This window comes from Brucella sp. NBRC 14130 (assembly GCF_040371715.1).
In the GTDB taxonomy this organism is placed as follows: domain Bacteria; phylum Pseudomonadota; class Alphaproteobacteria; order Rhizobiales; family Rhizobiaceae; genus Brucella; species Brucella intermedia.
In genome coordinates this window covers 286363-301663 of record NZ_BAABTE010000003.1, presented here as the reverse complement: position 1 = coordinate 301663, position 15301 = coordinate 286363, and the positions used below count along the sequence as shown (strand labels likewise).

Here is a 15301-nt window from a genome sequence, read left to right as displayed (position 1 = left end):
TGGTCCTTATTTCGAGCCTTGCGTGGCGGACTGGTACCAGGAGGCAAGAAGCTGGCGTTCTTCCTCGCTCACGCCGGTAACGTTAGCGGGCGGCATGGCATGCGAACGGCCTGCCTGCAAATAGATTTCACGCGCATGGGCTGCGATATCCCGATCTGTGTCGAGCACGACGCCCTTCGGCGGCGCGATGATGCCTTCCCAGCCCGGCTCCTTGGCGTGACACATGGCGCAGCGCCCCAGAACGGTATCCCGCACTTTTCCAAAGTGCGGGTCCGAGATGAAGGACTGCTGCAAGGCAGAGATTTTCTGTTCTTCCGGCTCGCCGGTCAGCACCTTCGGCACAGTCGAGAGCCAGATGATGACGATGAACAGGATGACCGTTACCAGCCAGGTCCAGGTCGGGCTGCCCTTGCGGGCATGCTGCGTGTTGAACCAGTGGCGGATCGTGACGCCCATCAGGAATACCAGCGAGGCGATTATCCAGTTGAACTGCGTCCCGAAAGCCAGCGGATAGTGGTTCGACAGCATCAGGAACAGAACCGGCAGCGTCAGATAGTTGTTGTGGGTCGAACGCTGCTTGGCGATCTTGCCGTATTTCGGGTCCGGCTTGCGGCCAGCGATCAGATCTGCGACCACGATCTTCTGGTTCGGGATGATGATCATGAACACATTGGCGGACATGATCGTCGCGGTGAAGGCACCCAGATGCAGGAAGGCAGCGCGTCCCGTGAACAGGTGCGTATAGCCCCAGGCCACCACGATCAGAATACAGTAGAGAATGACCATCAGGAGCGTATCGCTCTTGCCGAGCATCAGCTTGCAGATCGTGTTGTAGGCGATCCAGCCGAAGGCCAGCGAGGCAATCGAAATGCCGATGGCGACGGGACGCGAGACGTCGAGGACGTTCGGATCGATCAGGTAGAGATCGGCACCCGCATAGTAGACGATGCAGAGCAGCGTGAAACCCGACAGCCAGGTGGCGTAGGATTCCCATTTGAACCAGGTCAGGTGTTCCGGCATTTCGGCGGGCGCAACCAGATATTTCTGGATGTGGTAGAAACCGCCACCGTGGACCTGCCATTCCTCGCCGTGCGCGCCTTCCGGCAAGCCGGGGCGCTGGCGCAAGCCCAGATCGAGCGCGATGAAGTAAAAGGACGAGCCGATCCACGCAATCGCGGTAATCACGTGCAGCCACCGCGCTGCGAAGCCCAGCCAGTCCCAGGCTACGGCGAAATCATACATCAGGGACTCCCATTTCTTATCCCGTTTCTTGAGCCAATTCTTAGCCCATTGTTCGTTGTTGCATTATGTGCCAAAGGAATCAGGTTCAGGGAACGTCACATCACGACCAGCACTTTCAAAAAAATCTAGACAATCGTGGAGGGGACGTATGTCATATCTTGATAATCTGCGCGTTTTTGTGCGCGTTGTCGAATTGGGAAATCTATCCGCGGCGGGCCGCGATCAGCGCGCATCGCCGGCAGTTGCAAGCAATCGAATCAAGGAGTTGGAGAAGCACCTGGGAGTGAGGCTCTTCAACCGGACGACGCGCAAGCTCACGCCGACCGAACATGGCCGCGTATTCTATGACGGTGCATTGAAAATCCTCGAAGCCGTGGATGAGGCGGAAGCGGCCGTGGCGGAACTTGCGAAAAATCCGAAGGGATCGATTCGCATCACCGCGCCGCTTGGCTTCGGCAGACGGCTGATCGCATCGGGAATCCCGGAGTTTCACGACAAATATCCCGACATTGAAGTGCGACTCCGCCTCTCCGATCATGAAGTGGACATCATGAGCGAAGGCGTTGATGTGGCTTTCAAGCTCGGCGTTCTGGAAAATTCCAACCTGCGCATGCGCGGCATCATGAATTGCGAACGCGTGATCTGCGCGGCGCCCGCATATCTTGAGAAACACGGGATTCCGCAGTCACCGGACGAGTTGCTGGGCGACAAGCATGACTGTCTACTGCTGCGTTTTCCGGGCTCGAAGGAATATTACTGGTCCCTGCAAACGGCGGAAGGCCTGCGCAAGTTCGAAGTCACGGGGCCTTATGACTCCGATGACGGCGACGTATTGACGCAATGGGCGCTCGGCGGGCGAGGCATCATCAACAAGCCGCTGTTTGAAGTGAAGGAATATATCCGCGACGGACGGCTGGTTCCCATCCTCGAAAACACCCCACCCGCGCCGATCCAGCTAGCTGCGATCTATCCGCACAAGCGCTTTCAGGACCCGAAGGTGCGTCTCATCATCGATTTCATGACGGAACGGTGCCAGCGACTGATCCGCGAGGCTTTGGCATAGAGCGGCGGACACCGCTCTATACTTCTTTGCCGCCTCAGGAACGCTAAAAGAAAGCCTGCCGGATCAGGCGGGCTGCGAGACACGTGCGGAGGTCAGAACTGCTGTCAGAACTTCGGCAGCGACCAATGCTGCGATGACTTCCGGCCTCTTGTCCTTCACGACGGCTCCGCCGACCGGACAGACGAGATTTTCAAAAAGATTGTCGCTACCCATTTCGCGCTTCAACCAATTCTTGAAAGTGGCCTTCTTGGTCTTCGAGCCGATCATGCCGACATAGACGGCATCGCCCCGCTGCAAAGCCTCGGTAACGATGAGAAAATCCAGCGCATGGTCGTGGGTGAGGACGATGAAGGCGCTGCCCGGAGGGGCGGAACGCACCACCTGCTCGGGCATCGCCGACAGACAGGTCTCGACGCCCGGCACATCGCAGGCCATCAGCTCGGCTTCCCGCGTATCCACGAGAACGACCCGGACGGGGGTGAACGAAAGCGCACTTGCCAGCGCATCGCCGACATGGCCCGCACCGAAGACATAGACATGCGGGCGCGTGGCTATTTCGGCATCGACCTTGCCGACAAGCTCGTCGGTGAGCCCGCGATTGACACGTTTGAAGCTCAGGCCCACCCGTCCGCCGCAGCATTGGCCGATTTCCGGGCCGAGTGGGACGTCCATGGGTGTGTCCCTGCCGCCAGCCAAGATTTTCCGGGCATGATCGATAGCCATATATTCAAGCTGACCGCCCCCGATGGTCCGAAAGATCATATCGCGGGCAACCAGCATCCACGCCCCCGCATCGCGGGGCGCGGAACCTTTCACATCGGTGACTTCCACCAGCACGCTATCGGGACGCCGGTTGAGAAAAGCCCGGATATCGTCACGTGCGCCCGGCATTTTTCTAGCCCTTTTGCTTGCGGAGCCGCTCGATGGCCATCAGCACGCGTTCCGGTGTTGCTGGCGCGTCAAGACGCGGGCAGACCTTGTAATCCGCCACGCTGGCGACAGCATCGGCCAGAGCGTGCAGCACCGACAGGCCCAGCGGCAGCGGCGGCTCGCCGACAGCCTTGGAGCGATGGATCGTCGGCTCATATGCCTCCGACCAGTCGGTCAGCGCCACGTTGAATATCTTGGGCCGGTCGGAAGCCAGCGGAATCTTGTAGGTGGATGGCGCATGGGTGCGAAGCCGCCCCTTGTCGTCCCACACAAGTTCTTCGGTCGTCAGCCAGCCCATGCCCTGCACGAAGCCGCCTTCGACCTGACCGATATCGATGGCGCGGTTCAGGGAACGCCCGGTATCATGCAGAATATCGGTGCGCTCCACCACATATTCGCCAGTCAGAGTGTCGACGGAAACTTCGGAACAGGCTGCTCCGTAAGCATAGTAGTAGAAAGCGTGGCCCCGGCCCTTGGCGCGATCCCAATGGATTTTCGGCGTCTTGTAGTGACCTGCCGCCGAAAGCTGCACGCGACCGATAAAGGCCTGCTTGACGAGATCGTTGAAGCTGATTTCCTGATTGCCGACCCGAACGCGGTTGGGAAGAAAGACGATCTGGTCTTCCGGCACCTGATATTGCTGGGCCGCGAAATGGATAAGGCGCTTCTTGATCTGGCGGGCAGCATCTTGTGCCGCCATCCCGTTGAGATCGGCCCCGGAAGAAGCTGCCGTCGGCGCTGTGTTCGGCACCTTGGCGGTCGTCGTCGCGGTGATCTTCACCCGGTCGATATCGATCTGGAATTCCTCGGCCACGACCTGCGCCACCTTCATATGGAGCCCCTGCCCCATTTCCGTGCCGCCATGGTTCATATGCACCGAACCGTCATTATAGACATGCACCAGAGCGCCAGCCTGATTGGACTCCGTCTTGGTGAAGGAAATGCCGAATTTCACCGGGGTCAGTGCGATGCCGCGTTTGACATAGCGGCTTTTGGCGTTGAATTCGCGGATCGCTTCGCGGCGCTTTGCGTAATCGGAGCTTTCCTCCAGTTCCGCAACGATGCGCTGGATAATGCAATCCTCCACCTTCTGGTGATAGGGCGTGACGTTGCGCGTGCCGTCTTTACCCATTTCATCGTAGAAATTGCGCTTGCGGATTTCCAGCGGGTCCTTGCCGACAGCGAAAGCCACTTCATCGATCACACGTTCCGCACCGACCATGCCCTGCGGGCCGCCGAAGCCGCGAAACGCCGTGTTCGACACTGTGTTCGTGTAAAGCGGCGCCGACTGCGCATGAACTGCCGGAAAGAAATAGGCATTGTCACAGTGGAACAAGGCGCGGTCGCCGACCGGACCGGAAAGGTCAGCCGAAAACCCGGCATTGAGCGCAAACAGATAATCGATGCCCAGAATATTGCCTTCATCGTCGAAGCCGACTTCATAGTCGATGACAAAGCCGTGCCGCTTGCCGGTCGAGGTCATGTCCTCGTCGCGGTCGAGCCTGATCTTCATGGCACGCTTGTGCTTCTTGGCCGCGATGGCTGCAATCGCCGCCCACTGGTTGGCCTGCGTTTCCTTGCCGCCGAAGCCACCGCCCATGCGGCGCACTTCCACCGTCACGGAATGGCTCGGAACGCCCAGCGCATGGGCAACCAGATGCTGGGTTTCGCTCGGTCCCTGCGTGGAGCAATAGACGGTGACGTCCTCATCCTCGCCGGGGATAGCCAGCGAAACCTGCCCTTCAAGATAGAAGTGATCCTGCCCGCCGAGATACATGCGGTTCTTGATGCGATGCGGTGCGGCATCGATGGCCGCGCGTGCATCGCCGCGCTTCAACGTCAGCGGCGTGGTGACAAGCCGGTCCTTCAGACCATCCAGCCCATCGATGGAATAGATGCCCGCTGCTTCCTCATAGTCGATTTTCGCCAGACGTGCGGCGCGGCGCGCCTGATCGCGGGTTTTGGCGATAACCGCAAAGATCGGCTGGCCGTGAAACTCGACCTTGTCGACGGCGAAGATCGGATCGTCATGCATGCCTGACGGCGAAACATCGTTCTCGCCGGGCACGTCCTTGTAGGTCAGCACGTCGATCACGCCGGGAGCGGCGCGAACCGCCGACAAATCGATCGACTTGAAAGTACCATGTGCGACGGAAGAAAACCCGAGACCGATGTGCAGCGTGCCTTCGGGCTCCGGTATATCGTCGATATAGACAGCCGTTCCCGTGACATGCTTGTGCGCGGAATCGTGCTTCTGGTCGGTCGCCACACCACCGACGATACGGGCCGCTTTCAGTGCGTTTGCAGGATGCTTGTTCATGATTGCCTCCTCACGCCGCGGCGATTTCCGCCGCGCGCAGCGGCGTGTAACTGCCTTCCGTTTCGGCGAAGAAACGCCGCAACAGATTGCGCGCCGCGAGCAGCCGGTACTCGGCAGTCGCGCGCATATCGCTCAAGGGCGTATAATCTTGCGAATAGGCTTCCAGCGCCGCTTCAACGCTCGCCTCTGTCCAGGGCCTGGCCGTCAGTGCTGCCTCCACCGCGCTTGCCCGCTTCGGCGTTGCCGCCATGCCGCCATAGGCGATACGAACGGTCGCCACATTGCCTGCCGCGTCGAGCGTCAGATGGAAAGCGCCGAGCGTCGCCGTAATGTCTTCCTCAAAACGCTTCGACACCTTGTAAATGGCAAAATGGCTGCCTTCCGCCGGCACCGGCACATGCACGGCCTCAACGAATTCGCCAGCCCCGCGGTCCTGTTTGCCATAGGCGATGAAGAACTCTTCCAGAGGTATGGTGCGGCGCTCCGCCCCTTTGCGCAAGGTGAGCTTTGCACCAAGTGCGATCAGCGGCGGCGGCGTGTCGCCAATCGGCGAACCATTGGCGATATTGCCGCCGATGGTTCCCATGTTGCGCACCTGTTCGCCGCCAATGCGGTTGATGAGCTGGCCGAGCTGGGGAATGCGTCTGGCGAGGAAGCCGAAGGCTTCCGTGTAGGTGACGCCCGCGCCGATGGTGATGACACCATTTTCCTCGCGCATGAAACGCAGTTCATCCAGATGGCCGATGAAGACGACCGGAGAAATGTCGCGCATCATCTTGGTGACCCAAAGGCCCACATCGGTGGAACCGGCGACGATGGTCGCCTTCGGTTCCGCTGCCAGAATGGTGGCAAAATCGTCGAGGTCGGCAGGCACGATCAACCGGTCCTTGCCTTCGCCCACTTCCACCCGCACGCCATCGCGCATCGCCGCCAGTTGTTCCAGCACGAGCGCGCGTTCGGCTGCGAGCGGATCTTCCGTTGCCGTGCCATAATCGGAAATGGCGCGCGCGGCGCGCATGATCGCCTCATAGCCGGTGCAACGGCAAAGATTGCCCTGCAATGCCTTTTCAATCTCGGCATCGGCAGGCTTCGGTTCGCGCATCCACAATGCATAGAGCGACATGACAAAGCCTGGCGTACAGAAACCGCACTGCGAGCCGTGAAATTCGATCATGGCCTTTTGCACGGGATGCAGACCGCCATCCGCTCCGCGCAGATGTTCGATCGTCACCACATGACAACCATCCAGCGAACCCATGAAGCGGATGCAGGCATTGACGCTCTCATAAACCAGCTTGCCGTCGGAAATCTTGCCGACCAGCACCGTGCACGCACCGCAATCGCCTTCGCCGCAGCCTTCCTTGGTGCCGCGCAGCTTGGCGGACAGCCGCAGATAATCGAGCAGCGTTTCGGTCGGCGAAACACGGTCGAGTTCGATCTTTTCACCGTTCAGAAGAAAGCGGATCGTGTGTCGCACAGACTGGTGCACAGACTGGTTCATGGCGCTTAGCTCCCGCGATAGGTGGAATAGGAAAAGGGCGAAACGAGAAGCGGTACATGATAATGCGCTTTTTCGTCTGAAATGCCAAAGCGCAAAGGAACAACGTCAAGGAACGGTACGGCATCGTCAGTCTTGCCGAAATATTCGCCGACATGAAACAGAAGCTCGTAGGAACCGGCCCGCAAGTTTCCCCCCGACAGCAGCGGCTCATTGCAGCGGCCGTCGTCATTGGTGCGAATTTCACGGATGGGTTCTGCCTGCTGATTCTCGATGCGACGCAATTCGATGCGCAGATTTGCTGCCGGCTTGCCGCTTACCGTGTCGAGGACATGCGTCGTCAACCGGCCATCACCGCTCTTTTCCTGACCCATTTGCACTCCTGCCGCTCTGCGATTCTCCTGCCGTCCCGACTGGAGAACTTACAAGCTTTTGATTTCCGGTGGTTTATTTCGGCCCGATATCGGCATCGGCTGTGGGGCCGCAACCACACCATGTTCCCAGCATTCAGTATTTCGCGATCCTGCGCATTGGGAAAGATGGTTATCGTTGGATGTCTTTCAAATTTTTGAAGGGGAATAATAGCGATAAATCTTTATTATCATGGGTAAAACGAACGAATACGAGGGAAGACCCGCAATGAAATATCCGCGCAATCTCGTCGGCTATGGACGCAACACACCAGATCCGCGCTGGCCGGGAGGGGCGAACATCGCCGTGCAGTTCGTCGTCAATTACGAGGAAGGCGGCGAATGCTGCGTTCTTGATGGCGATCCGGCGTCCGAATGCCTGCTTTCCGAGATTGTCGGCGCTCAAGCCTGGCAGGGCCAGCGCAACCTCAATATGGAATCCATCTACGAATATGGCGCCCGTTCCGGCTTCTGGCGCCTGTGGCGCGCCTTCACCCGGCGCAACATGCCCGTAACCGTCTATGGCGTGACGCTTGCCATGGCGAGGAACCCCGAAGCCGTCGCCGCCATGAAGGAAGCGGATTGGGAAATCGCCAGCCATGGACTGCGCTGGTGGGAATATAAGGACGTTCCCGAAGAGATCGAGCGCGAGCACATCCGCGAAGCCGTGCGCCTTCATACGGAAATTACCGGTTCGCGCCCGCTCGGCATCTATCAGGGCAAGCCGTCCGACAACACGCTGAAACTGGTGATGGAGGAAGGTGGTTTCCTCTATTCCGCCGATTCCTATGCCGATGAACTGCCTTACTGGGTGCAGGGACCGAAGGGGCCGCACCTGATCGTGCCCTATACGCTGGACGCCAATGATATGCGCTTTGCCACGCCGCAGGGTTTCAATTCCGGCGACCAGTTCTTCACCTATCTGAAAGACACGTTCGACGTGCTCTATCGCGAGGGTGCCGAAGGCGCGCCGAAGATGATGTCCGTCGGCCTGCATTGCCGCCTTGTCGGGCGTCCGGGCCGCGTGGCCGCGCTGGAACGCTTCCTCGATTACGTGCAGAGCCATGACAAGGTCTGGGTCGCCAAGCGCGTCGATATCGCCCGTCACTGGCATGAAAACTACAAGCCGGCCGTTGCGGACGTCGTGCCTTCCAGCGCTGAAAAAAACGCATTCGTCGCACGCTATGGCAGCATTTTCGAACATTCACCCTGGATCGCGGAACGTGCCTACGATGAGGGCCTCACCGTGGAGGAAGACACCGCTTCGGGTCTCGCCGCAGCCATGACCAAGGTGTTCCGCGCCGCCTCGCCGGAGGAACGGCTGGCCGTGCTCAAAGCGCACCCTGACCTTGCCGGCAAGCTGGCACAGGCAAAACGCCTGACCGCGGAATCGACCGCCGAACAGGCTGGCGCCGGTCTCGACGCGCTGACGGACGCGGAAAAACAGTCCTTCACCGAACTGAACGATGCCTATACCGCGAAGTTCGGCTTTCCCTTCATCATCGCCGTGAGGGGGCGCAACAAAAAGGAAATCCTCGAGGCTTTCCAGCGCCGCGTTTCCAATGATCGCGATACGGAATTTGAAACCGCCTGCGCTCAGGTGGAACGCATCGCCCTGCTGCGCCTCAAGGATATTCTGCCCGAAGCGCTTTATTGATCCCCGCCGCCCGGAGGTTCGCTTTCGGGCGCTTTTATTTTACGATTTCACGGCTGACCTTCTGATGCGTCGTGGATCAGCTTCTCACATAAGGAATTCCCCACATGGGCAACGACAAGAACAATCGCACCTATTATGCACCGACGGGCGGCCTGCCGCCGCAGACGCAGCTCCTCACCGATCGCGCCATGTTCACCGAAGCCTATGCGATCATTCCCAAGGGCACATTCAGCGACATCGTGACGAGCTTCCTGCCCTTCTGGGACAAGACGCGGCTCTGGGTCATTGCGCGGCCCCTCTCCGGCTTTGCCGAGACCTTCTCGCAATATATCATGGAAGTGCAGCCGGGCGGCGGCAGCGATCGCGCCGAACTGGATGAGGGCGCGGAAGGCGTACTGTTCGTGGTCGAAGGTGAGATCACGGTCACGGTGGCGGGCAAGTCCCATACGCTGACCGAAGGCGGCTACGCCTATCTGCCGCCGAAGAGCGGCTGGACGTTGCGTAACAACGGCGCGGCTACGGCCCGCTTCCATTGGGTGCGCAAGGCTTATGAATATGTCGATGGCCTCGACGTTCCAGAACCCCTATTCCTCAACGAAAAGGATATCGCGCCTAATCCCATGCCAGACACCAATGGCGCCTGGGCGACGACGCGCTTTGTCGATCCGAACGACCTGCGCCACGACATGCATGTAACCATCGTTACGTTCGAGCCGGGCGGGGTCATTCCGTTTGCCGAAACCCATGTCATGGAACACGGGCTTTACGTGCTGGAAGGAAAAGCCGTCTATCGGCTCAATCAGGACTGGGTGGAAGTGGAGGCCGGCGATTTCATGTGGCTGCGCGCCTTCTGCCCGCAGGCCTGTTATGCAGGCGGCCCCGGCAAGTTCCGCTACCTGCTCTACAAGGACGTCAACCGGCACATGAAGCTTTCGCGATAGGCGACCAGCATATCCACCACTTGCATATCGACCAAAGGCCGGGCACGTCCCGGCCTTTTTCCCTGGTTGGAATGCAAATAAAAACGGCGAGCCGAAGCTCGCCGTACCATTCTTCCGACTGGAGATCAGACTTGAAAACAGCGCAGTCCTTCTACGCTATCGAATGGTTCCTTAAACATATGACAAGAATATAAAAATTCAAATTACAATTTTGTTAAACCGATGCATCGATCTCCCGCATGCATCTTGCATTTCAATAATATTCATTCAATTCGATAAAATACTATAGCAACAAAACTTAAATGAATTCATCTCCGTTACACCAAGTGAACGGATAATCGGGCATAAGAAGAGACCCGGGAGGCCAGGACGAACCTCCCGGATCAACATTCGCATATCCTATGCAAACCGCGTCGCAGTTTGCTGGAAATGTGTTAGAACGAGCGCTGGAAGCGAACCATGCCCTGCCACGCGTCCTTGCCCTTGAGGTAGGACTTGTCGTCCTGCCACTTGGTATAGGAAACTTCCGGCGTAACCGTGAAGCCCGGAACCATTTCATAGGCTACGTTGGCAGTGGCTGCGAAAGTCTTGCTGCCATCATAGGCTGCCTGCGCATTGAAGATCGCCTTGTCGGTAACCTTGAATGCCGCGCCGCCCCAGACTGCCCAGTCACCACCCCAGGTGCCGTAGAAGCTGCTGATTGCACGGACGGAACCGAGCACATTGCCATTTCCATCGGTCTGCGTGATGTATTCGTCCTTGTTGGACTTGTAACCGCCCATCGCCCAGATCGAGAAACGGTCCGTGATGTTCACATCAGCGCGGACCTTGCCTGCCCACTCTTCGTTGCGCGCATCATAGGCGGCGACACCCGCGATCTTGCCCCAGCCGGCTTCATACTTCAGGCCACCGACGACATGCGGCGTGTAATCCTTGATGACGCCGTTGAAGCCGTATTTGCCATCCGTATCGTCATTGTTGCCCTGTTCGAGCGACACAATGGCAGAGAAGCCGTTGCCGCCGGTGAAGGTATAGCTGATCAGGTTCGTGCGATAGCCGCCCGCGAGGATCACGTCATCGTTGATGACATTGCCGAGATAGCCCGGGAAGGTAACAAAGGCCGATTCATCAAGACCGACACGCAGTCCGCCCAGCTGGATATAGGCGTAGCGCAGCGAACCGGACGAACCCTCAACACCATTGCCCCAATCGTAACGGGTTTCAGCAAAGGTCTTCAAAGTGCCCAGTTCGGTTTCCGAAACGGTCGTCATGTCCAGCGTGAAGCGAGCCTTGTTATCCCAGGTATCACGGCGCGTATCGGCCTTGTTACCATCGACAAAACCGCGACCGTAGACATTGTTGCCGCCAGTGACGTCGTAACGAACATAACCGGAGATGCGCAGGCAGGTTTCGGTACCCGGAATGTAGAAATATCCCGCACCATAGGCATCACAAACGCGAACATATTCAACGGACTCAGGCTCGGGCGTTACAATAGCATCCGCAGCATATGCCCCGGTGGTTGCAACCAGCGCCGCAGTCGAGCCGAACAGCAAGCTCTTGATTTTCATTTCACTATCTCCAGAATTTTTCAGACGAGACGTGATAGAATGAATTATTCAAAACCATCAATTCCAATTTTAGAATAAAACTGCGTTATGAAAGCATATGTGTCAATTTTAGCACTAATTATTAACTTCTTTACTTATAAGAATTATATAACTCAGAATTTATATCTCAATTAATATTTCCAATATATTCAAGCTAACAATTTTTATCGAACTATTTCTATACTTCCTCACACATAAAACAAACGGGGCCCGAAGGCCCCGTTTACAAGCATCGGCATCTGGCGCGCGTTTCGATCCGGTCGACCGGATCGGCGCCCACCCCCGTCAGCGGCTACTTCCCTGCCGCCTGCTGCGCATAGACATAGCTGTCATAGGTATATTCAGCGACGCGGAACCATTCGAAACCTTCGTCACGGAATTTCTTCCACGATGGATAGATTTTCGCCCATGCCGGATTCTTTTCGTTGTATTCCGCGTAGAGTTCGAAGGCGACCTTGTAGGCAGCATCCAGAACGTCACGCGGCAATGGCTGAAGCTTTACGCCCTTGGACACCAGCGATCGGATTGCAGCGGTGTTTTTCACGTCGTAAAGCGCGATCATATTCTGGGTCGCGGCTTCGGCAGCCGTATTGAGCGCAACCTTGTAGGCCTCAGGCAGGCTTTCGTACTGCTGCTTGTTGATGAAGAAGTGCACCGAAGCACCGCCTTCCCAGAAGGCCGGGTAATAATAGTAAGGCGCGATCTGGTAGAAGCCGAGCTTCTCGTCGTCATAGGGGCCGACCCATTCGGCGGCGTCGATCGTGCCGCGCTCCAGCGACGGATAGATGTCGCCGCCCGGAAGCTGCTGCGGAACGACGCCGAGCCGCGACATGACCTCACCGGCAACACCCGCGATGCGCATCTTCAGGCCCTTGAGATCCTCAAGGCTCTTGATTTCCTTGCGATACCAGCCGCCCATCTGCGCAGCGGTGTTGCCCCCGACAATACCCACGATGCCGTAATCGGCGAGGAAGGCGTTATAAAGCTCGTTGCCGCCGCCGTGATAGAGCCATGCGTTCTGCAGGCGCGTATTCATGCCGAAGGGGATGGCCGTGCCGATGGCAAAGGCCGGGTTCTTGCCGGTGAAGTAATAGCCGCAGGTATGCGCCATTTCGACGGTATTGGCCTGAACCGCATCGATGGCCTGCGGGCCCGGCACGATTTCACCAGCCTGGAAGACCTGAATCTGGAACTTGCCGTCAGTCATCTTCGACACGGCGTTCGCCATGAAGACCGCGCCGCCATAGATGGTATCCAGATTGTTCGGAAAGCCCGAAGTCAGACGCCAGCGCAGTGTCGGCAATTCCTGCGCGATTGCGGGAGTTGCGAGCGCCGCTCCGCTCGTTGCGGCGGCAGCGCCGATTGCTGCACTCTTCGTCAGAAATGTACGGCGGCTCAAATCCTGTTTCATGTGTCTCCTCCAAAGATTGTTCTGGTTTTATTGGGCCTGCTCAATGCTCGTTTCCCCTCATTGAGCAGGCTTTTGCTGTTGGTCCTTGTCCTGCCCGAAGCTCGGCTGCGGCGAACCGAATGACGGCGCGGGCAAGGGTTCGTTCGATGGCGCGGGCGCTCCAAAAGGTGGCGGAGCCGCGCCGAACGGATTGCCGCCGCCGGCATCGGGCATCGGCACATTGATCTGGATTGAGGCCGGATCGGCCTGCGGATGGCCGCTCTTGTAGTGGGTCACGATGCCCGGGAAGGCGATGATGATGCCGACCATGACAAGCTGGATTAAGAGGAACGGGATCGATCCCATATAGATCTGACCCGATGTCACCGGCTGGATGGTCGCACCCGTTACCTTATCCTTGTAGGGACGCGATGGCGCCACCGAACGCAGATAGAAGAGCGAGAAGCCGAACGGTGGATGCATGAACGATGTCTGCATGTTAACCGCCAACATGACGCCGAACCAGACCAAGTCGATGCCGAGGCTGTCGGCGACCGGCGCCAGAAGCGGGATGATGATGAAGGCCAGCTCGAAATAATCGAGGAAGAAGGCCAGGAAGAACACCAGTATGTTGGCGACGATCAGGAAGCCGATCTCGCCGCCCGGAATGGAGGTCATCAGGTGCTCGACCCATATGTGTCCGTTGACGCCATAGAAGGTGAGCGAAAACACGCGGGCGCCGAGCAGAATGAAAATAACGAAGGAAGACAGTTTCGCCGTGGCATAAAGCGCCGATTTCAGCATCGTCATGTTGAGGCGGCGGTTGATAATGGCCAGAAAGAGCGCGCCGACCGCGCCCATGGCGCCGCCTTCCGTCGGCGTTGCAACGCCGATGAAGATCGTTCCCAGCACCAGGAAGATCAGCACCAGCGGCGGGACGAGCGAGATCACCACACGCTGCAGCAGCCTCCAGCCTTTCAGGGTGCGGGCCTGCGGCGGCAGCGCGGGCACCGAATCGGGCCGCAGGATCGCCATGCCGATGATGAAGGCGCAGTAGAAGCCGACGAGCAGCAGGCCGGGAACCAGCGCGCCCTTGTACATATCGCCGACCGACCGGCCCAACTGATCGGCAAGAACGATCAGAACGAGGCTTGGCGGAATGATCTGTGCCAGCGTGCCGGAGGCGGCAATCGTGCCGCTCGCCACTTTGCGATCATAGCCGTAGCGCAGCATGATCGGGAGCGAAATCAGCCCCATGGAAATGACCGAAGCGGCAACCACGCCGGTCGTTGCCGCCAGAAGCGCGCCGACGACGATAACGGCAAAGGCGAGACCGCCGCGCACGGGACCGAAAAGCTGCCCGATGGTATCGAGCAGTTCTTCCGCCATGCCGCTTCGCTCCAGTATCAGCCCCATGAAGGTGAAGAAGGGAATGGCAAGCAATGTCTCGTTCGACATCTGTCCGAAGATGCGGTCCGGTATGGCCCCGAACAGATTGACCGGCAACAGGCCCATTTCGATGCCGACGAAACCGAAGGCGAAGCCCACGAAAGCCAGCGCGAAGGCAACCGGATAGCCGAGCAGAAGCACGACCACCAGCGACAGGAACATCAGCGGGGCGAGATTTTCCGCAATAAAAGCAATCATGTCCGTTCCCCTCAGAGCGCCTGGGCTTCCGCATCTTCAATGGCGACCGTGTCCGGTATGCGCCCTTGAAGGATTGCGATGCGCTTGATGAGTTCGGAGATGCCCTGCAATGCAAGCAGGCCGAAGCCGATGGGTATCAGCACCCAGACCGGCCAGAGAACCAGCCCCCCGGTATTGTTGGAAGTCTCGCCGCTGGCGATCTTTGCTTCCACGATGGGCCAGGAGAGGTAAATCGTGATGAGGCAGAAAGGCAGAAGGAAAAAGATCGTACCGAAAATTTCAACCAGAAGCTGTGTCCGTCGCGAATAGCGGCTGTAAAGAAGATCGACCTTCACATGCTCGCTGTGCAAGAGCGTATATCCGGCTGCGATCAGGAAGACCGCCGAGAACAGATACCATTGCGCTTCCAGCCATGCATTCGAACTGACATTGAACAGCTTGCGTGAAACCGCGTTGATGGCACTGATGAGCACGGCCACCAGTATGAGCCACGATACGGATTTTCCGATGATATTATTGGCCGCGTCGATAGCGCGCGACAACGCCAGCAAGACTGACATCGCTCCTCCCCTTCTGTTCCGCCTCCTCAAGCG

At 58.2% G+C, this 15301-nt stretch carries 12 protein-coding genes; 3 read left to right on the top strand and 9 right to left on the bottom strand.

Features of this window, described 5'->3' with window-relative positions; genetic code table 11:
* Window positions 1-6: 6 nt before the first annotated feature.
* Complete coding sequence (locus ABWW28_RS07525) at window positions 7-1242, bottom strand: urate hydroxylase PuuD (RefSeq protein ID WP_112670542.1); 1236 nt, start codon at window positions 1240-1242, stop codon at window positions 7-9.
* A gap of 148 nt (window positions 1243-1390) precedes the next feature.
* Here ABWW28_RS07525 and ABWW28_RS07520 point away from each other — a divergent pair, with 148 nt between their 5' ends.
* Complete coding sequence (locus tag ABWW28_RS07520) at window positions 1391-2305, top strand: LysR family transcriptional regulator (protein WP_112670544.1); 915 nt, start codon at window positions 1391-1393, stop codon at window positions 2303-2305.
* Window positions 2306-2368: 63 nt separating this feature from the next.
* On the opposite strand, the gene xdhC is transcribed toward ABWW28_RS07520, so the two are convergent.
* The 4 genes from xdhC to uraH are packed head-to-tail and all read right to left on the bottom strand — an operon-like array spanning window position 2369 to window position 7427.
* Window positions 2369-3196, bottom strand: coding sequence for a xanthine dehydrogenase accessory protein XdhC (gene xdhC / locus ABWW28_RS07515; protein WP_353390642.1), 828 nt, complete (start codon window positions 3194-3196; stop codon window positions 2369-2371).
* Window positions 3197-3200: 4 nt separating this feature from the next.
* The gene (gene xdhB / locus ABWW28_RS07510; RefSeq protein ID WP_112670548.1) at window positions 3201-5555 is read right to left on the bottom strand and encodes a xanthine dehydrogenase molybdopterin binding subunit; all 2355 of its coding nucleotides are present in this window, start codon (window positions 5553-5555) and stop codon (window positions 3201-3203) included.
* Window positions 5556-5565: 10 nt separating this feature from the next.
* On the bottom strand, window positions 5566-7044 hold the full coding sequence (xdhA, locus tag ABWW28_RS07505; protein WP_278388839.1) for a xanthine dehydrogenase small subunit: 1479 nt from the start codon (window positions 7042-7044) through the stop codon (window positions 5566-5568).
* A gap of 17 nt (window positions 7045-7061) precedes the next feature.
* Window positions 7062-7427, bottom strand: a complete 366-nt coding sequence (uraH, locus tag ABWW28_RS07500) for a hydroxyisourate hydrolase (RefSeq protein WP_006471036.1) — start codon at window positions 7425-7427, stop codon at window positions 7062-7064.
* A gap of 265 nt (window positions 7428-7692) precedes the next feature.
* On the opposite strand from uraH, the gene puuE reads away from it, so the two are divergent.
* Together puuE and ABWW28_RS07490 are read left to right on the top strand one after the other, a co-directional pair.
* Window positions 7693-9120 (top strand): allantoinase PuuE, encoded by a 1428-nt coding sequence (puuE, locus tag ABWW28_RS07495; protein ID WP_112670552.1) that lies wholly within the window; start codon window positions 7693-7695, stop codon window positions 9118-9120.
* Window positions 9121-9224: 104 nt separating this feature from the next.
* Complete coding sequence (locus ABWW28_RS07490; RefSeq protein ID WP_112670554.1) at window positions 9225-10061, top strand: bifunctional allantoicase/(S)-ureidoglycine aminohydrolase; 837 nt, start codon at window positions 9225-9227, stop codon at window positions 10059-10061.
* A 434-nt stretch (window positions 10062-10495) separates the two neighbouring features.
* Here ABWW28_RS07490 and ABWW28_RS07485 read toward each other — a convergent pair whose 3' ends face one another.
* The 4 genes from ABWW28_RS07485 to ABWW28_RS07470 all read right to left on the bottom strand — a co-directional run bounded on the left by ABWW28_RS07485 (window position 10496) and on the right by ABWW28_RS07470 (window position 15268).
* On the bottom strand, window positions 10496-11632 hold the full coding sequence (locus ABWW28_RS07485) for a porin (protein ID WP_006466103.1): 1137 nt from the start codon (window positions 11630-11632) through the stop codon (window positions 10496-10498).
* Between the two features lie 331 nt (window positions 11633-11963).
* The gene (locus tag ABWW28_RS07480; RefSeq protein ID WP_112670556.1) at window positions 11964-13082 is read right to left on the bottom strand and encodes a TRAP transporter substrate-binding protein; all 1119 of its coding nucleotides are present in this window, start codon (window positions 13080-13082) and stop codon (window positions 11964-11966) included.
* A 57-nt stretch (window positions 13083-13139) separates the two neighbouring features.
* Window positions 13140-14708, bottom strand: a complete 1569-nt coding sequence (locus ABWW28_RS07475; protein WP_006466101.1) for a TRAP transporter large permease — start codon at window positions 14706-14708, stop codon at window positions 13140-13142.
* An 11-nt stretch (window positions 14709-14719) separates the two neighbouring features.
* Entirely contained in the window at window positions 14720-15268 is a 549-nt protein-coding gene (locus ABWW28_RS07470) for a TRAP transporter small permease subunit (RefSeq protein ID WP_006466100.1), read from the bottom strand.
* Window positions 15269-15301 lie beyond the last annotated feature (33 nt).